A 19,706-nucleotide genomic window follows, 5' to 3' on the forward strand; every position below is an offset into this window, starting at 1 on the left:
GCCCCAACCTATCACTGCAGGTCGGGGCCGCCGGGACGTGCGGAGGAGACGCGGGTGGGTCAGCCCGTACGGCGGGCGGCGCGACGCGCGGCGAGCTCGTCGCCGGCGACCGGAGCCCCGTCGGAGCCGTCCGCGTCGGCGGTGCGCTCGCTGGGCAGCTCCGCCAGCGTGCCCTCGATCTCGCGCCAGACACCGCCGATGGCGATGCCGAAGACGCCCTGACCGCCCTGCAGCAGGTCGATGACCTCGTCGTTGCTGGTGCACTCGTAGACCGAGATGCCGTCACTCATGAGCGTGACCCGCGTCAGGTCGTCGGTGCCGCGCTCCCGGAGGTGGTGGACGGCGGTACGGATCTGCTGGAGCGAGATGCCGGCGTCGAGCAGCCGCTTGACGATCTTGAGGATCAGGATGTCGCGGAAGGAGTAGAGGCGCTGGGAGCCGGAGCCCGCCGCGCCGCGCACGCTCGGCTCGACCAGGCCGGTGCGGGCCCAGTAGTCGAGCTGGCGGTAGGTGATGCCGGCGGCGTTGCACGCCGTCGGACCGCGGTAGCCGGTGTCGCTCGGCAGCGGCGAGACGTCGTCGGTGAAGAGGAGCCCCTGCTCCTCCGCGCTCTCGGCAGCCTCCAGGGCTGCCTCGACGTCGGCGCCGCGTGCTTTCACCGCGTCCTGGTCGTGCTCATTTCCGGCCACGCCGTCCTCCTGGCATCTCCTCCGCTGAGCGTAACTCCCGGGGGAAGAGCCGGACCGCGTGCCCAGCTGAGCACAACGGTGGAGTTACAACGAAGACACTCACCGTAGGTCCCACCCGCGAGCGGGTCAACGAGGGCGTCGGCGTGTCGCAACCCTCAACCTCAGGTTGAGGGTGACCCAGATCAGGACTCCGGTGCCTCGAAGTCCTCGGGCGTGACCTGGTCGAGGAACTCGCGGAACCGCTCGACCTCGTCCTCCTGCTCGGCGGGCACGGCGAGGCCGACCTCGTCGAGGACCTCCTCGCTGCACACGATCCGGGCACCTGTCCGGAGCGCGAGCGCGATCGAGTCGGAGGGCCGGGCGCTCACCTCGGCTCCCGAGGACAGCACCAGGGTCGCGAAGTAGACGCCGTCCTTGACGTCGGTGATGCGCACCTCGCTCAGTCCGTCGCCGGTCGCGGCCAGCACGTCCTTGAGCAGGTCGTGCGTCAGCGGCCGCGGCGGGACCACTCCCTGCTGGGCGAAGGCGATCGCGGTGGCCTCGACGGCACCGATCCAGATCGGCACGTAGCGGTCGCCGGCGACCTCGCGCAGCAGCACGATCGGGTTGTTGGACGGCATCTCTACCCGGACACCCATCACGTCGACTTCGCGCACGCGATCACCCTACTCCCGGCGCGGGCACGGGCCACCGCCCCTCAGGAGGAGCGCAGCCCGGCCTTGACCAGCGTGGCGTGGAGCCGGACCGACAGCGCCGCGATCTCGCTCACCGTCTCCTCCGCACGCGCCTTGGCCGCGGCGTCGCGGCCCCGCTTGTGGGGCGCCACGACCTGCTCGACCAGGCCGACCTCGCGGTCGGCAGCGGTCTTGAAGGCGCGCAGGTGGCGCGGCTCGAAGCCGTAGGCCGCCAGCTCGCGCGCCGTCGTGGCGATCACCAGCGCATCGGTGTCGTAGTGCCCCGTGCCGGTGCGGGGGACGATGAGGCCGAACTGCTCGAGCTGGTCGAGCAGCGGCTCCTCGACCTCGGCGATCTTGAGCAGCTCCTTGCGGGAGAGCCGCACGTCGTCGGTGCGGCTGAAGCTCTGGGTGCTCGGCAGACCGTCGGCGGCGAGCGAGACCCGCGGGACGGTCGGCACGACCGACTCGATCGGGGGCGGCTCGAGGCCGCGGTCGATCGCGTCGAGGTGCTCGCCGATGACCTTGAGGGGGAGGTAGTGGTCGCGCTGCATCGTGAGGATGTAGCGCAGCCGGTCGACGTCGGCCCCGGTGAACTTGCGATAGCCGGCCGGCGTGCGCTCGGGCTTGATCAGCCCCTCGGCCTCGAGGAACCGGATCTTGGGGATGGTGACGCCGGGGAAGTCGGGGCGCAGGCGCTCGAGGACCTCCCCGATGTTCATCCGCGTTCCGGGGGCGTCGGCCTGGTGCACTCCTCGGGCCGGCGCCATCACTCCCCCGGGTGGCCCGAGAAGAACACCAGCCGGTACTTGCCGATCTGTACCTCGTCGCCGTCGTTGAGCTGCACCTTGTCGATGCGGTCACGGTTGACGTAGGTGCCGTTGAGGCTGCCGGCGTCGGCGACGGTGAACCGGTCCGCCTCACGCCGGAACTCGGCGTGACGGCGCGAGACCGTCACGTCGTCGAGGAAGATCTCGCTGTCGGGGTGGCGACCGGCATCGATGGCGTCGGCGTCGAGCAGGAACCGGCTGCCCGCACCCGGACCGCGCTGCACGACGAGCAGCGCGTGTCCCGGGGGCAGCGCGTCGACCGCGGCCGCGTCGACCGGGCTGAGCTGACGGTCGGAGGTGTCGGTCTTCTCCTTCGACACCCCGAAGGTGATGGTGGCCGTGGCCTCCCCCGTGGGCTCACCGCCTGCCGAGGCGTCGGCCGCGACGAGCCGCGTCCCGCACTGGGCGCAGAACTTGGCGTCGTCGGGGTTCTGACGCCCGCAGTTGGTGCAGTACGGCATCGGAGCTCCTTCCGCAGAGGCAGTGGGGGTGACCCTGTGCGTGAGGTTGAGGGTGACGGTTACCCGGTGAGCCCGAACCTATCAGCCCGGTGTCGCCGGGCAACCCGGATCCCGGACACTCCCGAGAGGCTGCGGCCCGGGTCAGGCGTCGAGCCCGGCCTGGTAGGCCGTCGCGTCGAGCAGGCCGTCGACGTCGGTCGCCTCCGACGGCGCCAGCTCGAAGAGCCAGCCACCGCCGTAGGGGTCGTTGTTCACCAGCTCGGGAGTGGCGTCGAGCGCGTCGTTGCGAGCCACGACCTCGCCGGAGACGGGGGCGAAGATGTCGCTGACCGACTTGGTGCTCTCGAGCTCGCCGCACGGCGCACCCGCGTCGACGGAGTCCCCGACCTCGGGCAGCGAGACGTAGACGATGTCGCCGAGGGCGTCCTGGGCGAACTGGGTGATGCCGATGCGGATCGAGCCCTCGCTCTCGCCGGGGACACGGACCCACTCGTGCTCGGCGGTGTACTTCAGGTCGTCGGGGTACACGGAGGCTCCTCTGCTCGTGGTGCGGGACGGAGGCAGGCTACCCAGCCCGGGTCATCCGTTGCTGCCCGGCTGCGCGAACTGCGGTCGCGCCGGCTCCACGACCGACTCGATGTCGAGGCTCTGCAGCTCCTCGACCACGACGGTCGCGCCGTCGGCACGCAGCTGATCGTTCGGGCCGTCGGGGAAGGTCATGCCACCGTGCAGGGTGGCCGGGTCGCCGATCACGTCGATGACGTAGGGGGGCTCGAGCAGCTGGCCGTCCACGTAGATCCCGCCGATCCCGTCCTCGAACGACGTGGATGCCACCACCCGGACCTGGCCGTTGACCTGCATGGCCTCGGCGAAGGCGGCACGCATCTCCTGGACCGTGTCGAGCATCGACCCGATGTCGACCTCGCCGGTCTCCTCGGTGATGGTGATCCGGATCCCCGGTCCGGTGACCGGGACGGTGCCGGCGAGCACCTCCAGGTTGTCGATCTCGGTGCGGGCCTGCTCGACCGCCGCCTGGGCGGCACTGGTGTCGCTCTGGAGGCGCGACCGCGTCTCCTCGAGCCGCTGGAGCTCGGCCTCCGCACGCTGGGTGCTGCCGGCCAGGCCGTTGAGGACGTCGATGAGCGCCTGCTCGCGGTAGCCCTCGTAGGAGTCGTTGACCTCGTAGGAGCGCATCTGGGTCACGGCCGCGAACCCCAGCGCGGCCAGCAGCACCCCGACCACGACCTGCGCACGGCTCGGCGTGCGCAGCGCGCTCAGCAGCCGCCGGCGCCCACCCTCCTGCGCCCGCTCGTCGGGGGTCGGCTCCTGCTCAGGCATGGAAGAGGTGGCGGCGGATGGCCGCGACGTTGGAGAAGATCCGGATGCCGAGGACCACGATGACGCCGGTGGAGAGCTGGCCGCCCACGCCGAGCTGGTCGCCGAGGTAGACGATCGCCGCCGCGATCACGACGTTGCTGAGGAACGACACGACGAAGACCTTGTCGTCGAAGATGCCGTCGAGGTAGGCACGCAGCCCGCCGAAGACCGCGTCGAGCGCGGCGACCACGGCGATCGGCAGGTAGGGCTCGAGACCCAGCGGGACGTCGGGCTGGAAGATCAGGCCGAGCACGATCCCGATCAGCAGTCCCAGTGCGGCGATCACGGTTGCCCCTCCTCGACCCCTCCGCCGGACCGCTGCTCCGCGGTACCGGTCTCGACGTGCTGGAGCCGGCGCTGCCGGGCGGCCGGCAACGAGAGCTCGCCCACATTGTCCACGTCGACGCCCCACCCGATCTGCTGGGCCAGCGCGAAGAACTCCGCGCCGTGCGTCGTCGCTGCCAGGTCGGCCTGCAGGGTCCGGGTGTCACCAACGGCGCGGACCGTGTAGGGCGGCGACAGCGGCACCGTGTTGACGTGGACGGCGGTGCCGACGTTGCGGATGGCGCCGAGGGGGTTCAGCCGCTGGTCGTTGATGGCGATCGCCTCGGCCCCGGCCTCCCAGAGCCCGTCGACCAGCTTGGCCAGGTCGGCGTCCTGGACCAGCTCGCGCTCACCCGCGTCGGGCTTGTCCTCCACCACGATGCGCACGCCGGGCCCGGTGACAGGGAGGTAGCCGGTCGCCACCTGGAGCCGCCGCAGCCGGCTGGTCGTCGCCTCGCGGGTGGTGGTGAGCCCGGTCAGGCGGTCGGTGAGGCCCCGGTTCTCGCGGGTGGTGTCGGCGATCGCCGCCTGGGTGTCGGAGAGCTCCTCGCGGGACTGCTCGATCTGGGCCACCAGGGTCGCCCGGCCCGCGTCCTGGATCGCGGCGTTGCGGGAGTTCTGGACCGCGGCCACACCCACGAGCAGGCCCAGCACGAGCAGCGCGGCCACGGCGAGCATCCGGGTCCGGGGCGGCTCGGCGCCGGGTCGCAGCGAGCGGCGCTGCGCGACCGAGCGGTAGTCCTCCTCGAGCGCCTGCTGGGTGATCAGCGTCAGCAGCGGCGTGGTGACGTGGTCGGGCAGCGGACGCTCACGGGTCTCAGCCATCGGGCCCGTCCGCTCGCCTCGGGGTCGCCTGCACGAAGCGGTAGACCTGGTAGGCGTAGAGGATGCCGGCCCACCAGTAGAGGCCGATCCCCCAGCCGGCGAAGGCCCAGCCGAAGACGTCGGCCAGCGTGGCCATCGTGCCCTCACCGTCACCGAGGAGCAGCAGCGGGAAGGCGTAGAGCAGGTTGAAGGTGGCGGCCTTGCCGAGGAAGTGCACGGGCAGCGCGCTGTAGCCGCGGGTGCGCAGGATGGGGACCAGGATCCAGAGGAGGGCGTCGCGCAGCGGCAGGATGACCGCGACCCACCACGGGATGATGTCGCGGAACGCCAGCCCGACGACCACGGCGAGGATGTAGAGCCGGTCGGCGACCGGGTCGAGCACCTGCCCGAACCGCGAGAACTGGTCGAGCTTCCGGGCGAGGTAGCCGTCGAGGTAGTCGGTCACGCCGGAGACGGCGAGCAGCAGCAGCGCCCAGCCGTCGGCCTCGGGACCGAGCACCAGCCACAGGAACAGCGGCACCCCGGCGAGCCGCGCCATGCTCAGCAGGTTGGGCACGGTCCACACACGCCCGTCGTCGGTGCGCGTCGTGTCGTCCGCCAACTCTCGTCCCCTGTGTTCTGCCTCGCCCAGCCGGCCCGAGCCGGGTCCGGTCGCGGCCACCCTATCCGTCGTGGTGCGCGGACCCGTCAGGCCGGTTCGTCGGCGTGTGCGGCGTCGCGGATCTCGCCGACGAGCTCCTCGATCACGTCCTCGAGGGTCGCCACCCCGCTCACCTCGCCGTCCTCCCCGACGACCACGGCCATGTGGGCCCCCCGGGCACGCAACCCGGTGAGGGCGTCGTGGAGGAGGTCGGTGTCGCGCACCGGCGCGAAGGGACGGAACCACTTGTCGTCGACGACGCGGTCACGGCGCCCCTCGTCGGTCTCGAGGACGTCCTTGATGTGGAGGTAGCCCAGCAGGTCGTCGGACTCGGAGACGACCGGGAACCGGCTGAACCCCGTGGCGGCGCACAACGCCTCGACGTCCGCCGCGGTCGACCCCCGCCGTACGGTCGTGAGGCCGTCGATGGGCATCAGCACCCCCTTCACCGTCTTCTCGGTGAAGCCGAGGGCGCCGGCCAGGCGGCCGTACTCCTCCTCCGCGAGCAGCCCCTCGCCCCGCGACTCCTCGACGAGCGCCGCGACCTCCTCGCGCGTGAACGCCGAGCTGACCTCGTCGCGCGGCTCGACCCCGATCAGGCGGAGCGTGGCGTTCGCCACGGCGTTGAGCACCCGGATGATCGGGCTCAGCACCGTGACGATGCCCATCATCGGCGGGCCGAGCAACAGGGCCGCCTGCTCGGGCCCGGCGATCGCGATGTTCTTCGGGACCATCTCGCCGAGGACCACGTGGAGGTAGACCACGATGCCGAGGGCCACGACGAACGCGACCGGGTGGAGCAGCCCGTCGGGGACACCGAGGGCGTGGAAGGCCGGCTCGAGCAGGTGGGCGACGGCGGGCTCGCCGACCGCGCCGAGCCCGAGCGAGCAGATGGTGATGCCGAGCTGGGCCCCCGCCATGACGAGGCTGACCCGCTCCATCGCACGCAGCGTCGTCCGGGCCATCCGCGACCCCTCCTGGGCGCGCGGCTCGATCTGGCTGCGCCGGGCCGAGATCAGCGCGAACTCGGCGCCGACGAAGAAGGCGTTCGCGGCCAGCAGCACGACGGCCACCAGCAGTGCGGTCAGGTCGCTCACGAGCGATCACCTGCCTGGTGCTCGGCGCCGTCGTGGAGCCGGAGGGCGAGCCGGTCGATACGCAGACCGTCCATGTGGAGGACGGTGAGGGAGGCCAGCCGCTCCCTCGGCTCGTCGGGGTCGCTGCGGTCGGGGACGTTGACCTCGGCGACGTCCCCGGAGCCCGGGACCCTGCCCAGCGCCTGGAGCACGAGGCCGGCGATGGTGTCGTAGTTCTCGTCCTCGGGGAGCTCGATGCCCGTGACGTCCTCGACCTCGTCCGGGCGCAGCAGGCCGGAGAGGATCCAGCTGCCGTCGCGGCGCTGCCGGGCGCGGGACCCGAGCCGGTCGTGCTCGTCGCTGATGTCGCCCACGATCTCCTCGACGACGTCCTCGAGGGTCACGATCCCGGCGTGCCCGCCGTACTCGTCGAGCACGACCGCCATCTGGAAGCCGTCCTGCCGCAGCAGCGCGAGCAGCGGGTCGAGCCGCATCGTGTCGGGCACGACGATCGGGCGCACCATGATGTGCTTGACCCGGGTCGTCGCGCGCTCGTGGAGCGGCAGCGCCACGGCGTGCTTGACGTGGACGGTGCCGACGACGGTGTCCTCGTCGTCGAGGACCGGGAACCTGGAGTGACCGCTCTGCCGCGCCAGCTCGATCACGGCGGCCGCGCGCTCGGAGTCCTCCAGCGTCGTCGTGCGCACGCGGGGGGTCATGATCTCCCCCGCCGTCCGGCTGCCGAACTCCACGGACCGCTCCATCAGGTCGGCGGTCTCGACGTCGAGGGTGCCCTGATCGGCCGAGCGCTGGACCAGCGACGCCAGCTCGGTCGAGCTGCGGGCCGAGCGCAGCTCCTCCTGCGGCTCGATGCCGAGTCGGCGTACGAGCGCGTTGGCGGAGCCGTTGAGCAACCGGATGAGTCCGCGGCAGGCACCGGTGAAGACCCGCATGAACCGCTGGGTGGCCCGCGCGGTGGCCATCGGCCGGGCGATGGCGACGTTCTTGGGCACCAGCTCGCCGAAGAGCATGGTGAGCACGGTGCTGAGCAGCAGTGCCAGCGCGATGCTGACCGGACGGACCAGCCCCTCCGGCGTGCCCGCGGCCTCGAGCGGGCCGTCGACGAGCCGGGCGATCGCCGGCTCGGCGAGGTAGCCGATGGCGAGGTTGGTGACGGTGATGCCGACCTGGGCGCCCGAGAGCTGGGTGGACAGGCTCCGCAGCGCGCGCTGGAGTCCTTCGGCCCCCGCGTCGCCACCAGCGGCAGCCGCCTTGTCGACCTGGCTGCGGTCGACGGTGACGAAGGCGAACTCGGCGGCGACGAACATGCCACAGGCCAGCACCAGCAGGAGCGACCCGGCGAGGAGCAACCACTCGGTCATCGGCGGCGTCCCCGGGGAGGACGGTGGTCAGGGGGCAGGCAACGACTTTGAGGGCCGTCCATGGGTACTCGCGGGATCCTTCGATCGGGGTCGGGCGGGGTCACTCTACTGAGTTGTCCCGTTCGTCCGCGAGCCGACGCCGGCGGTCCTAGGCTGGGCCCACCACGGCCACTCCCCCCGGGTCGTGGAGCCAGGAGCCCCCCATGCCTGTCGCCACCGCGTCCCCCCGCGCCCGAGCCCGCCTGCTCGGGGCCTCCGAGCGCCTGCTCGTCGGCCGGTTCTCCTACGGGATCACCCCCGAGCTCGCCCGCCAGGTGGCCGCCCGCGGGGGCGCCCGTGCCTGGTTCGAGTGGCAGCTGTCGCCCGGCAAGGTCCGTGACCCCGGCCTCCGGGGCCTCGACGACTGGTGGCCCGGCCTGCGCTTCTCCGGTGCGCAGGCCTGGAAGCGCAACGTCGACCAGGTCGAGCCCGGCTGGGTCCACACCGCGAACTACCAGCGGTGGCTGATCCAGCGCCGGTTGCGCAGTCGCCGCCAGCTGCTCGAGGTCATGACCGAGCTGTGGGAGCACCACTTCAACGTCCCGGCGAACGGCGACCCGCAGTTCGTCTACCGCAAGGCCTACGGAGACACCATCCGCAAGCGCGCGCTCGGCTCGTTCGAGGAGCTCCTCAAGGCCGTCGTCACCCACCCGTCGATGCTGATCTACCTCAGCCAGGCGGTGTCGACGAAGGAGCACCCCAACGAGAACCTCGGCCGTGAGCTGCTCGAGCTCCACACCGTCGGCCGCGGCCACCACACCGAGGACGACGTCAAGAACTGTGCCCGGGTGCTGACGGGCTACCGGATCGACCTCTGGAACACCTGGGAGGCGTCCTACCAGCGGTCCTGGCACTGGACCGGGCCGGTCACGGTGCTCGAGTTCACCGACCCGAACGCCAGCACCGACGGCCAGGCGGTCACCGGCCGGCTCCTGTCCTACCTCGCGCACCACCCGGCCACCGCGCAGCGCGTGGCCCGCAAGCTCGCGGTGAAGTTCGTCTCCGACGACCCGCCGCAGGGGCTGGTCGACCGGCTGGCCCAGGTCTACCTCGACGAGGGGACGCAGATCCGGCCGGTGCTCCGCGCGCTGGTCGACTCGGCCGAGTTCAAGGCCTCGGCCGGGCAGAAGATCCGCAACCCGGTCGAGGACGTGATCGCCAGCTGTCGCGCGCTCGGCGTACGGCACACCCGGCCCACCGAGGACGCGAGCGGTGCGAACGCGGTGCTCTGGCAGTGCACCAGCGTGGGTGTCTACCCGCACGGGTGGCCGCGTCCCGACGGGCTGCCGCAGACCAACGGTGCGTGGGCGACTCCGGCCCGGATGATGGGGTCGATGCGGTTGCACTTCACGCTGAGCGGCGGGTGGTGGCCGAAGGTCGACACCCGCTACCGCAAGCCGGCCGCGTGGGCCCCCGACTACCCGATCCGGTTCGACGACCTGGTCGACCACCTGTCGCGGCGGATCGTGCACCGGCGCGCGACGGCCGAGCTGCTCCAGGCCTGCAGCCAGGCCACCGGCCTCTCCCCGGACGAACGGATCACCCGTGACCACGGGCTCGTGAAGTGGGGCTTCCCGCGGCTCCTCGTCACCTTCCTCGACACTCCCGACTTCTTCGCCCGGTGACCGCCATGGACCAGACCTGCTGCCCCGAGTACGCCGCCATCTCCCGCCGGGGGTTCCTGACCGGAGCGGCAGCGCTCGTCGGCACCACCACGGTGTTCGGCTCCACGCTGCTCACCGTCTCGCCAGCCGCCGCAGCGACCACGGGGCCGACCCTGGTCGTGCTGTCGCTCCGCGGCGCCGCGGACGGGTTGTCGCTCGTCGTGCCGCACGGCGACCCGGTCTACTACGCCGCGCGGCCGCGCATCGCCGTACCGGCCGCCCAGCTCGTCGCGAAGGACGGGTACTTCGGCCTCCACCCCGATCTCTCACCGCTCCTGCCGCTGTGGCAGTCCGGGAAGCTCGCGGCCGTGCACGCGACCGGGCTGCCGACGCCCAACCGGTCCCACTTCGCGGCGATGGAGGAGGTCGAGGACGCCGACCCCGGCTCGGCCGCGCGGGTCGGCTGGCTCAACCGGCTGCTGGGCGAAGTGCCCGGCACCTCCCCGCTCCAGGGCTTCAGCGTGGGTGGCGGCGTGGCTCCCACCTCGCTGGTCGGACCCGAGGACTACCTCTCCGCGGGCTCCGTCGACGACCTCGAGATCGCCGGCGCCGACCAGTGGGACGAGGCAGGCGGCCGGCTGCGGTCCCTCCACACGCTGTGGGACGGCGCGTCCTCGGTCCTGTCCCCTGCCATGCGGGCGACCTTCCAGGCCACGAGCCAGTTCGAGGCGGTGAAGGCGACACCTGCCACACCCGCGAACGGGGCCGACTACGGCAGCTCCGACCTCGGCAAGGCATTGCGCACCGCGGCCCGGGTCGTCAAGGGCGAGGTCGGTACGCAGGTGATCACCCTCGACCACGGGGACTGGGACATGCACACGGACCTCGGCACCTTGGAGTGGGGCCGGATGCAGCGCCTGGCCAAGGAGCTCGGCACGTCGCTGGCCGCGTTCTTCACCGACCTCGGTGAACGCGGCGACCAGGTCACCGTCGTGGTGCTCAGCGAGTTCGGTCGTCGCGTGCAGGAGAACGCCAACCGCGGGCTCGACCACGGCTACGGCAACGTCATGCTGCTCCTCGGCGCGGGCGTGGCCGGTGGTCGTTACCACGGGCGCTGGCCCGGGCTCACCAACGAGCTGGACTCCGACGTGCTGGTGACGACCGACTACCGGTCCGTGCTCGCCGAGGTGGTGTCGACGCGCTTCGGCGTGAGCACGGCGAGCGTCTTCCCGCAGTTCCAACCCGAGGCACTCGGCGTGATGCGCGCCGTCTGACCGGCCGACCGGATCACCCGGCGGGGTGATGCACATCACAAACAGGCAGGCGCACACTCACCTGACGGGGGCCACCGAGACCGGTAGCGACGCAAGGGCGCGCCGGGGTCGATGGCCCCCGGCCACACGCTCGGGGGACGCGACGGCCGGCGACCCGACTCTCGGGGCCGGCCGTCGCGAGGCGCAACACGCCGACCCCACCGCTTGTGCCACCGACGGCGCCCCTCCCCCACATATGGTGGTCGCGCAGCTGGTTCGGCGGCCCCGCCAGGGTCGTCGAGGCAAGAGGGAACCCGGTGGGACTCCGGGACTGCCCCGCAGCGGTGAGTGGGAACGACCGCCGTCATCAGCACTGGGACCACGGGTCCCGGGAAGCGACGGCCACTAGGAACGCCGGCACGCCGGCCACGCCCACGAGTCCGAAGACCTGCCAGCGCACCGCACCCGCCGGGTGCGGTGGTCCGAGGCCGCGCGGGACGGCCGACGGCTGGCCGGGTGCTGCGCTCCGCTCCCCCGTCCCCGTCGCCCTCGCGACCCCGGACCGTCCAGGACCGATCTCGCGAGGAGAGAGAAGTGACGGTCACCCAGACGCGGACGTCGATGCACGTCCGCAAGCGCAACGGAGACACCGAGCCCGTCGACGTCAACAAGATCGTGCGGGCCGTCGACCGGGTCGGCGACGACCTCGGCGACGTCGACCCGATGCGGGTCGCCACCCGCACGATCAGCGGGCTCTACGACGGCGCCACCACCGCCGAGCTCGACCGGCTGTCGATCCAGACGGCCGCCGAGATGATCGGCGAGGAGCCGCAGTACTCCCGGCTCGCTGCGCGCTTGCTCGCGGCGTACGTCGACAAGGAGGTCCGCGGGCAGGGCGTGGCGTCCTTCAGCCAGTCGGTCGCCCTCGGCCACGCCGAGGGCCTGATCGGCGACGCCACCGCTGCCTTCGTCAAGGACAACGCGCGCAAGCTCGACGTGGCGATCGACCTCGCCGGCGACCGGCGGTTCGAGTACTTCGGGCTGCGCACGGTCTACGACCGCTACCTGCTCCGGCACCCGACGACCCGGCTCGTGCTCGAGACGCCGCAGTACTTCCTGCTGCGCGTCGCCTGCGGCCTCGCGCACAGCCCGGCCGAGGCGATCGAGTTCTACCGCCTCATGTCGTCGCTGGCCTACCTGCCCAGCAGCCCGACCCTGTTCAACTCCGGCACCCGGCACACGCAGATGTCGTCGTGCTACCTGGTCGACAGCCCGCGCGACGACCTCGACTCGATCTACAGCCGCTACGCGCAGGTCGCCAAGCTCTCGAAGTACGCCGGGGGCATCGGCCTGTCCTTCAGCCGGGTCAGGTCGCGCGGCGCCCTGATCCGCGGCACCAACGGCCAGTCCAACGGGATCGTGCCGTTCCTGCGCACCCTGGACTCGTCGGTCGCCGCGGTCAACCAGGGCGGTCGCCGCAAGGGCGCCGCGTGCGTCTACCTCGAGCCGTGGCACCCCGACGTCGAGGAGTTCCTCGAGCTGCGCGACAACACCGGGGAGGAGGCCCGCCGCACCCACAACCTCAACCTCGCCCACTGGGTGCCCGACGAGTTCATGCGTCGCGTCGAGGCTGACGAGCCGTGGTCGCTGATCGACCCGGACCAGGCGCCGGAGCTGCCCGACCTGTGGGGTGGGGCCTTCGACGAGGCCTACCGGCGTGCGGAGGCCGAGGGTCGCTACGTGCGCCGGGTCAGCGCCCGCGAGCTCTACGGCCGGATGATGCGAACCCTCGCCCAGACCGGAAACGGCTGGATGACCTTCAAGGACGCCAGCAACCGGACCTGCAACCAGACGCAGGACGCCCCGGGGGGACCGGTGGTCCACCTCTCCAACCTCTGCACCGAGATCATCGAGGTCTCCAGCGACACCGAGACGGCTGTCTGCAACCTGGGCTCGGTCAACCTCGCCCAGCACCTGGCACCCGACGGCGCCGGTCTCGACTGGGAGAAGTTGCGGGCGACGGTGCGCACGGCGCTGCCGTTGCTCGACCGGGTGGTCGACGTCAACTACTACCCGAGCGACGAGGCCGCACGGTCCAACCCCCGGTGGCGCCCGGTCGGCCTCGGGCTGATGGGCCTCCAGGACGTGTTCTTCGCCCTGGGGCTGCCGTTCGACTCCGACGAGGCGCGGGAGCTGTCGACCCGGGTGCAGGAGGAGGTCTACCTGACCGCCCTCGAGGTGTCGGCGTCACTGGCCCGGCAGCACGGCCCCCACCCGGCGTACGACGAGACGCGGGCGGCGACGGGCGTCCTCCAGCCCGACCACTGGGGCGTCACGGGTGCCCAGGCCGAGCGCTGGACCGCCCTGCGCGCGCAGGTGGCCGAGCACGGCCTCCGCAACTCGCTGCTGGTCGCCATCGCCCCCACGGCGACCATCGCCTCCATCGCCGGCTGCTACGAGTGCATCGAGCCCCAGGTGTCCAACCTCTTCAAGCGGGAGACGCTGAGCGGCGAGTTCCTCCAGGTCAACAACGCCCTGGTGCGCGAGCTGAAGTCACGAGGTCTGTGGACCGCCGAGGTCCGCGAGGCGATCAAGCGTGCCGAGGGATCGGTCCAGGGGATCGCCGTGATCCCCGAGGACGTGCGACGGCTCTTCCGGACCGCCTGGGAGCTGCCCCAGCGGGCGTTGATCGACATGGCGTCCGCCCGGGCGCCGTACGTCGACCAGAGCCAGTCGCTCAACCTCTTCATCGCCGGGCCGTCGATCGGGAAGCTCTCCTCGATGTACCTCCACGCGTGGAAGTCCGGCCTGAAGACGACCTACTACCTCCGCTCGCGACCCGCGACGCGGATCCAGCAGGCGACCACGTCGATCCAGCCCGCCGAGGCGATCACGTGCTCCCTGGAGAACCCCGAGACCTGTGAGGCGTGCGAGTGATGACCACCGGCCAGACCGACCGGATGCTGCTCGACCCCGGCATGAACCTGACGCTGCGGCCGATGCGCTACCCCCACTTCTACGACCGCTACCGCGACGCCATCAAGAACACGTGGACCGTCGAGGAGGTCGACCTCCACTCCGACCTCAAGGACCTCGCCCGGCTCACCGACGCCGAGCGCCACCTGGTCTCGCGGCTGGTCGCGTTCTTCGCCACCGGCGACACGATCGTCGCCAACAACCTGGTGCTGAACCTCTACCAGCACGTCAACAGCCCAGAGGGCCGGCTCTACCTGTCGCGGCAGCTGTTCGAGGAGGCCGTGCACGTGCAGTTCTACCTGACCCTGCTCGACACCTACGTCCCCGACGAGCGGCAACGCCACGAGGCGTTCGCCGCGATCGACAACATCCCCTCGATCAAGCACAAGGCCGACTTCTGCTTCCGGTGGATCGACTCGATCGACGAGCTCACCGCGCTGCACTCGCGTGAGGACCGACGGGCGTTCCTGCTCAACCTCATCTGCTTCGCCGCGGTGATCGAAGGCCTCTTCTTCTACGGCGCCTTCGCCTACGTCTACTTCCTCCGCTCGCGCGGCCTCCTCAACGGGCTCGCCTCCGGGACCAACTGGGTCTTCCGCGACGAGTCGATGCACATGGCGTTCGCCTTCGACGTCGTCGACACCGTCCGTGAGGAGGAGCCCGACCTGTTCGACGGTGAGATGGCCGAGCAGGTCCGGCAGATGCTGCGGGAGGGCGTGGACGCCGAGGCCCAGTTCGCGGAGGACCTCCTCGGCGGCGGCGTCGCCGGCCTCACGACCGCCGACATGCGCTCCTACCTCGAGCACGTGGCCGACCGACGGCTGCAGCGGCTCGGCCTCGAGCCGGAGTACGGCAGCCCGAACCCGCTGACGTTCATGGAGCTCCAGGACGTCCAGGAGCTCTCGAACTTCTTCGAACGCCGCGTCTCCGCCTACCAGGTCGGTGTGTCCGGCAGCGTCGGCTTCGACGAGGAGTTCTAGCCGCCGATGCGGTGCCGATTGGTCCCCAACGGCAGATTTCGGGCCGGATCACTGCCGTTGGTGACCACACGGCAACCGCGGAGTCGCCCGAAGGCGACCTGAACGACGGACGGCCGGACCCCGGGAAGGGTCCGGCCGTCCGTTGTTCGTACGGCGGGCGCCGAGATCAGCGCACGTCGTAGCGGTCGAGCATCATCACCTTGTCCCAGGCGGCCACGAAGTCGGTCACGAACTTCTCGGCGGCGTCGTCGCTGGCGTAGACCTCCGCGACGGCGCGCAGCTCGGAGTTGGAGCCGAACACCAGGTCGTTGCGGGTGCCGGTCCACCGCACGTCGCCGGTGGCCGCGTCACGGCCCTCGAAGACGTCCTGGGCGTCGGAGGTGGAGTGCCAGGTCGTGCCGACGTCGAGCAGGTTCACGAAGAAGTCGTTCGTGAGGGTGCCGGCACGCTCGGTCAGCACCCCGTGGGTCGAGCCCTCGTGGGTGGCGCCGAGCACCCGGAGGCCGCCGACCAGCACGGTCAGCTCGGGGGCGCTCAGGTCGAGGAGGTTGGCCTTGTCGACGAGCAGGTACTCCGCGGGGAGCCGGTGGCCCTTGCCGAGGAAGTTCCGGAACCCGTCGTGGCTCGGCTCGAGCCACGCGAACGACTCGACGTCGGTCTGCTCCTGGGTGGCGTCGGTGCGGCCGGGCGTGAACGGCACGGTCACCCGGTGCCCCGCGTCAGCCGCCGCCTTCTCGACGCCCGCGGTGCCCGCGAGCACCACCAGGTCCGCGAAGGACACGCGGACGTCCCCGTGGGCGCCGTTGAAGCGCTCCTGGATGTCCTCGAGGACCGAGACGACACGAGCGAGCTGGTCGGGCTGGTTGACCTCCCAGCCGGACTGCGGCTGGAGCCGGATCCGGCCGCCGTTGGCGCCGCCTCGCTTGTCGCTCACGCGGAACGACGAGGCTGCGGCCCAGGCGGTGGAGACCAGCTCGGCGACCGTGAGCCCGGACTCGAGCAGCTGCTGCTTGAGCTCGGTGACCTCGGCGTCGCCGACCAGCGCGTGGTCGACAGCCGGCACCGGGTCCTGCCAGAGCAGCTCCTCCCGCGGGACCTCCGTCCCGAGGTAGCGCTGGATCGGGCCCATGTCGCGGTGGGTCAGCTTGTACCAAGCGCGCGCGAAGGCGTCCGCGAACTCCGCGGGGTGCTCGTGGAAGCGGCGCGAGACCTGCTCGTAGGCCGGGTCCATCCGCAGCGCCAGGTCGGTCGTCAGCATGGTGGGACGGCGGGCAGGGTCGCCCTCCTCCGGACCCGGGACGGTGGCGTCGGCGTCCTTCGCCACCCACTGCCACGCTCCGGCCGGGCTCTTCTCCAGCTCCCACTCGAAGCCGAAGAGGTTGTCGAAGAACTTGTTCGACCACCGGGTGGGGGTCTGGGTCCAGGTGACCTCGAGACCGCTGGTGATCGCGTCGCGGCCCTTGCCGGAGCCGAAGGAGTTCTTCCAGCCGAAGCCCTGCTCCTCGATGCCGGCGCCCTCGGGCTCGGCTCCGACGTGCTGCTCGGGGTCGGCAGCGCCGTGGGTCTTGCCGAAGGTGTGTCCGCCGGCGATGAGGGCGACGGTCTCCTCGTCGTTCATCGCCATCCGCCGGAAGGTCTCGCGGATGTCGCGGGCCGCGGCCAGCGGGTCGGGCTCGCCGTTGGGGCCCTCGGGGTTGACGTAGATCAGGCCCATCTGGACGGCTGCCAGCGGGTTCTCGAGGTCGCGGTCCCCGGTGTAGCGCTCGTCGCCGAGCCACTCGGCCTCCGGCCCCCAGTAGACGTCCTCGTCGGGCTCCCAGACGTCGGCGCGGCCACCGGCGAAGCCGAAGGTGTCGAAGCCCATGTCCTCGAGCGCGACGTTTCCGGCGAGGACCATGAGGTCGGCCCACGAGATCGACTTGCCGTACTTCTTCTTCACCGGCCACAGCAGCCGGCGCGCCTTGTCGAGGTTGCCGTTGTCCGGCCAGGAGTTGAGGGGAGCGAAGCGCTGCATGCCGGCACCCGCGCCGCCGCGCCCGTCCTGGACGCGGTAGGTGCCAGCGGAGTGCCAGGCCATCCGGATGAACAGCGGGCCGTAGTGGCCGAAGTCGGCCGGCCACCAGTCCTGCGAGGTGGTCATGACCTCGGTGATGTCGGCCTTCACCGCCGCGAGGTCGAGGCCCTCGAAAGCCGCGGCGTAGTCGAACTCCCCGCCCATCGGGTTGGCGACGTCCGGGTGCTTGCGCAGGATCGCGAGGTTGAGCTGCTGCGGCCACCAGCCGCGGTTGGTGGCGCCACCCTCGGTCGGGTGCTTGCCCGCCGAGACCGGGCAGCCGCCGGCCTCCTCGACGTTCATGTCGCCGACCTTGGCGTCGGGCTGGTCGTGGTCAGACACGGGCACACCTTTCAGGGATGGGATCAGGACAGGCAGGCGGGGCAGGTGCCCCAGTAGACGACCTCGGCCTCGTCGATCGCGAAGCCGTGGTCGTCGGATGCGTGCAGGCACGGGGTGTCGCCGACGGCGCAGTCGACGTCGGCGATCGCCCCGCAGGAGCGGCACACCACGTGGTGGTGGTTGTCCCCCACCCGCGACTCGTAGCGCGCGACCGAGCCCGAGGGCTGGATCCGGCGCACGAGCCCGGCGGTGGTGAGCGCGCGCAGCACGTCGTAGACCGCCTGGTGGGAGACCTCCCCCAGCGCCGTGCGCGACGCGGCGATGATCGCGTCGGTGTCGGCGTGGGGGTGGGCGTGCACCGCCGCCAGGACGGCGAGCCGGGGACGCGTCACACGCAGGTCGGAACCGCGCAGCATCTCGTGCAGCTCGTCGGTGGTGGGCACGCGCCCGACCCTTCCACCCTTTCTTGAACGAGTCAAGAAAGGTCAGCCCATCGACCTCTGCCCGTCGATCGTCTCCCGGATGATGTCGGCGTGGCCCGCGTGCTGGGCCGTCTCCACGGCGATGTGGTGGAAGACCCGCCTCGCCGACCACGTGGCCCCCGACTCGAACCACGGGGCCTCGGGGAGCGGTTGCCGCGCCGCGAGGTCGACGGTCCCCACCAGCTCGTCGGTGGCAGCCGCCACGTCGTCGTACGTCGCCAGCAGGCCCTCGAGCGTCTCGCCCTCGACCATGCGGAACCCGTCGCGGTAGGCCGCGACGGCCGGCGGCGGGTCCGACCAGTCGACGTTCGCCCAGTCGATGTCGGGTCGGTCCGCCGGTCCGTGGACGACGAAGTCGGCCCAGCCCGCCTCCGTCGCCGCGACGTGCTTGACCAGGCCCGCCAGGCTCAGCTCGCTCACGGTCGGGGTGCTGGCCGCCTGGTCGTCACTGAGGCCGGTCATGGTGTGGCGGAACAGCGCGCGGTGCTTGCGCAGCAGCTCCAGCAGGTCGGCGCGTTCCTCGGGGCTTCCGGTGTCTGTGGTCATGACCGCCACGGTAGGTGGAATTCCGGCCAGTTCCTGACCTGATACCGGTGGGGTGAGGAGGCCCGGCGCGACGGGCTGCTAGCGTCGTCGGGCCGTCGGCCACCACGGCCGACCTCGTAGGGAGGGAACCCCCGTGAACACTCGCACCATCGCCATCATCGCGCTCATCCTCGTCGTCATCGTGCTCGCGCTGATCCTCTTCTGAGCACCGCCGGCACCGGCTGACCGGGCCGCCACCGCAGTCGCGGTGGCGGCCCGTCGCACGTCCGGAGCAGTCGGCCGCGCGGTCTGGACCGCTGACACCCACCATCGGGTTCTGCTGACGGCCGATCTGCGCGGGGGTAGGAAGGCAGATGGAGCTCGGGCTTCACCCCCCAAATATCCGGGCTCCCGGCCACCGGTTCCTCACCGGTGTCCGCCGTTCCCCCCGACGAGGAGCTCACATGCGCCTGCGCACCGTCATCACCAGCCTGATCGCACCCCTCGTGGCCCTCGGCCTCGTCCTGGCTTCCACGACTCCGGCCAGCGCCGGCAGGGCCGAAGGCCCCGCGGCGGCGAAGGACTGCCGGAAGGGCGGCTGGCGCGACCTCGTCCGCCACGACGGGTCCACCTTCCGGAACGCCGGCCAATGCGTCCGCTACTCCAAGCAGCAGGGCAACAGCAGTGCTGCGAAGGCCTGCCAGAAGGGCGGCTGGCGCGACCTCAAGCGCGAGGACGGCACCCGGTTCCGCAACACCGGTCACTGTGTCAGCTACGCCGCGCACGGCGGCACCCTGACCGCCTTGGCCACCGCCGTCGAGGTCAGCTTCACCCCCACCTCGGACCCTCTCTACTGCAACGTCCTGGTCGGGCTGGTCGACTTCGAGCCCGACACCACCTACGACGTCGTCATCGATGTCGTCGGCTCCTTTCCCGACGGCACGACGTTCGACCAGAACATCAGCACCGAGACGGTCACCACCGACGCCACCGGCGCGGCCACCCTCAGCCCCTACAGCTTCCTCGCTGACGGGGTCTACGGAGCCCGGTCCATCCGCGCCACGGTCGACGGCGTGACCGACCAGGAGGCCATCACCTGCAGCGACGCCGCCTGAGCGCAACCGCACAGAACCCACGAGGGCCGTCACCGCGTGTCGCGGTGACGGCCCTCGTG

19 protein-coding genes and 1 riboswitch are annotated in these 19,706 nt (G+C 71.4%); of the genes, 5 read left to right on the plus strand and 14 right to left on the minus strand.

Going from position 1 to position 19,706, the window contains the following annotated elements; all coding sequences use genetic code 11:
* Window positions 1-59: 59 nt before the first annotated feature.
* The 11 genes from ABD091_RS19960 to ABD091_RS20010 form a co-directional block, all read right to left on the minus strand.
* On the minus strand, window positions 60-689 hold the full coding sequence (locus tag ABD091_RS19960) for a MerR family transcriptional regulator (RefSeq protein ID WP_379190036.1): 630 nt from the start codon (window positions 687-689) through the stop codon (window positions 60-62).
* 182 nt (window positions 690-871) lie between these two features.
* The gene (locus ABD091_RS19965; protein ID WP_343921793.1) at window positions 872-1,345 is read right to left on the minus strand and encodes a bifunctional nuclease family protein; all 474 of its coding nucleotides are present in this window, start codon (window positions 1,343-1,345) and stop codon (window positions 872-874) included.
* 41 nt (window positions 1,346-1,386) lie between these two features.
* Window positions 1,387-2,085 (minus strand): transcriptional regulator FtsR, encoded by a 699-nt coding sequence (gene ftsR / locus ABD091_RS19970; RefSeq protein WP_343921794.1) that lies wholly within the window; start codon window positions 2,083-2,085, stop codon window positions 1,387-1,389.
* Window positions 2,086-2,132: 47 nt separating this feature from the next.
* Window positions 2,133-2,654, minus strand: a complete 522-nt coding sequence (locus ABD091_RS19975; RefSeq protein ID WP_343921795.1) for an FHA domain-containing protein — start codon at window positions 2,652-2,654, stop codon at window positions 2,133-2,135.
* Between the two features lie 141 nt (window positions 2,655-2,795).
* Entirely contained in the window at window positions 2,796-3,182 is a 387-nt protein-coding gene (gene gcvH / locus ABD091_RS19980) for a glycine cleavage system protein GcvH (protein WP_343921796.1), read from the minus strand.
* Between the two features lie 51 nt (window positions 3,183-3,233).
* Entirely contained in the window at window positions 3,234-3,992 is a 759-nt protein-coding gene (locus ABD091_RS19985) for a DUF881 domain-containing protein (RefSeq protein WP_343921797.1), read from the minus strand.
* The gene (locus tag ABD091_RS19990; protein WP_343921798.1) at window positions 3,985-4,317 is read right to left on the minus strand and encodes a small basic family protein; all 333 of its coding nucleotides are present in this window, start codon (window positions 4,315-4,317) and stop codon (window positions 3,985-3,987) included. Before ABD091_RS19990 ends, ABD091_RS19985 begins: the two co-directional genes overlap by 8 nt.
* Window positions 4,314-5,180 (minus strand): DUF881 domain-containing protein, encoded by an 867-nt coding sequence (locus tag ABD091_RS19995; protein WP_343921799.1) that lies wholly within the window; start codon window positions 5,178-5,180, stop codon window positions 4,314-4,316. Before ABD091_RS19995 ends, ABD091_RS19990 begins: the two co-directional genes overlap by 4 nt.
* Window positions 5,173-5,781, minus strand: coding sequence for a cardiolipin synthase ClsA (clsA, locus tag ABD091_RS20000; RefSeq protein WP_343921800.1), 609 nt, complete (start codon window positions 5,779-5,781; stop codon window positions 5,173-5,175). Before clsA ends, ABD091_RS19995 begins: the two co-directional genes overlap by 8 nt.
* Window positions 5,782-5,867: 86 nt before the next feature.
* Window positions 5,868-6,917: a hemolysin family protein gene (locus tag ABD091_RS20005; protein ID WP_343921801.1), complete on the minus strand. Its 1,050-nt coding sequence runs from the start codon at window positions 6,915-6,917 to the stop codon at window positions 5,868-5,870.
* Window positions 6,914-8,278, minus strand: coding sequence for a hemolysin family protein (locus ABD091_RS20010; RefSeq protein WP_343921802.1), 1,365 nt, complete (start codon window positions 8,276-8,278; stop codon window positions 6,914-6,916). Before ABD091_RS20010 ends, ABD091_RS20005 begins: the two co-directional genes overlap by 4 nt.
* Window positions 8,279-8,481: 203 nt before the next feature.
* Between ABD091_RS20010 and ABD091_RS20015 the strand changes: the two genes are divergently transcribed.
* The 4 genes from ABD091_RS20015 (at window position 8,482) to ABD091_RS20030 (ending at window position 15,130) form a co-directional block, all read left to right on the plus strand.
* Window positions 8,482-9,942, plus strand: coding sequence for a DUF1800 domain-containing protein (locus ABD091_RS20015; protein ID WP_343921803.1), 1,461 nt, complete (start codon window positions 8,482-8,484; stop codon window positions 9,940-9,942).
* Between the two features lie 5 nt (window positions 9,943-9,947).
* Complete coding sequence (locus ABD091_RS20020) at window positions 9,948-11,195, plus strand: DUF1501 domain-containing protein (protein WP_343921848.1); 1,248 nt, start codon at window positions 9,948-9,950, stop codon at window positions 11,193-11,195.
* A 234-nt stretch (window positions 11,196-11,429) separates the two neighbouring features.
* Window positions 11,430-11,644: riboswitch (cobalamin riboswitch) on the plus strand.
* 124 nt (window positions 11,645-11,768) lie between these two features.
* A complete protein-coding gene (locus ABD091_RS20025) occupies window positions 11,769-14,111 on the plus strand; it encodes a ribonucleoside-diphosphate reductase subunit alpha (RefSeq protein ID WP_343921804.1) in 2,343 nt (780 codons plus the stop codon).
* Window positions 14,111-15,130, plus strand: a complete 1,020-nt coding sequence (locus ABD091_RS20030; RefSeq protein WP_343921805.1) for a ribonucleotide-diphosphate reductase subunit beta — start codon at window positions 14,111-14,113, stop codon at window positions 15,128-15,130. The genes ABD091_RS20025 and ABD091_RS20030 overlap by 1 nt, the downstream gene beginning before the upstream one ends.
* Before the next feature lie 166 nt (window positions 15,131-15,296).
* On the opposite strand, the gene katG is transcribed toward ABD091_RS20030, so the two are convergent.
* The 3 genes from katG to ABD091_RS20045 form a co-directional block, all read right to left on the minus strand.
* On the minus strand, window positions 15,297-17,486 hold the full coding sequence (gene katG / locus ABD091_RS20035) for a catalase/peroxidase HPI (RefSeq protein ID WP_343921849.1): 2,190 nt from the start codon (window positions 17,484-17,486) through the stop codon (window positions 15,297-15,299).
* 62 nt (window positions 17,487-17,548) lie between these two features.
* A complete protein-coding gene (locus ABD091_RS20040) occupies window positions 17,549-17,941 on the minus strand; it encodes a Fur family transcriptional regulator (RefSeq protein ID WP_343921850.1) in 393 nt (130 codons plus the stop codon).
* Between the two features lie 69 nt (window positions 17,942-18,010).
* A complete protein-coding gene (locus ABD091_RS20045; RefSeq protein ID WP_343921806.1) occupies window positions 18,011-18,553 on the minus strand; it encodes a DinB family protein in 543 nt (180 codons plus the stop codon).
* A gap of 443 nt (window positions 18,554-18,996) precedes the next feature.
* Here ABD091_RS20045 and ABD091_RS20050 point away from each other — a divergent pair, with 443 nt between their 5' ends.
* A complete protein-coding gene (locus ABD091_RS20050; protein ID WP_343921807.1) occupies window positions 18,997-19,647 on the plus strand; it encodes a hypothetical protein in 651 nt (216 codons plus the stop codon).
* The last annotated feature ends 59 nt before the right edge of the window (window positions 19,648-19,706 follow it).

Origin of the sequence: Nocardioides aestuarii (genome assembly GCF_039527245.1) — a bacterium.
GTDB lineage: Bacteria > Actinomycetota > Actinomycetes > Propionibacteriales > Nocardioidaceae > Nocardioides > Nocardioides aestuarii.

Bases quoted from the DNA above. Each gene is read 5' to 3' on its own strand.
- ftsR (WP_343921794.1), bottom strand. From the start codon at position 2,085: ATGAACATCGGGGAGGTCCTCGAGCGCCTGCGCCCCGACTTCCCCGGC.
- ABD091_RS19975 (WP_343921795.1), bottom strand. From the start codon at position 2,654: ATGCCGTACTGCACCAACTGCGGGCGTCAGAACCCCGACGACGCCAAG.
- ABD091_RS19985 (WP_343921797.1), bottom strand. From the start codon at position 3,992: ATGCCTGAGCAGGAGCCGACCCCCGACGAGCGGGCGCAGGAGGGTGGG.
- ABD091_RS19995 (WP_343921799.1), bottom strand. From the start codon at position 5,180: ATGGCTGAGACCCGTGAGCGTCCGCTGCCCGACCACGTCACCACGCCG.
- ABD091_RS20010 (WP_343921802.1), bottom strand. From the start codon at position 8,278: ATGACCGAGTGGTTGCTCCTCGCCGGGTCGCTCCTGCTGGTGCTGGCC.
- ABD091_RS20015 (WP_343921803.1), top strand. From the start codon at position 8,482: ATGCCTGTCGCCACCGCGTCCCCCCGCGCCCGAGCCCGCCTGCTCGGG.
- ABD091_RS20020 (WP_343921848.1), top strand. From the start codon at position 9,948: ATGGACCAGACCTGCTGCCCCGAGTACGCCGCCATCTCCCGCCGGGGG.
- ABD091_RS20030 (WP_343921805.1), top strand. From the start codon at position 14,111: ATGACCACCGGCCAGACCGACCGGATGCTGCTCGACCCCGGCATGAAC.
- katG (WP_343921849.1), bottom strand. From the start codon at position 17,486: ATGAACGTCGAGGAGGCCGGCGGCTGCCCGGTCTCGGCGGGCAAGCAC.
- ABD091_RS20040 (WP_343921850.1), bottom strand. From the start codon at position 17,941: ATGCTGCGCGGTTCCGACCTGCGTGTGACGCGTCCCCGGCTCGCCGTC.
- ABD091_RS20045 (WP_343921806.1), bottom strand. From the start codon at position 18,553: ATGACCACAGACACCGGAAGCCCCGAGGAACGCGCCGACCTGCTGGAG.
- ABD091_RS20050 (WP_343921807.1), top strand. From the start codon at position 18,997: ATGCGCCTGCGCACCGTCATCACCAGCCTGATCGCACCCCTCGTGGCC.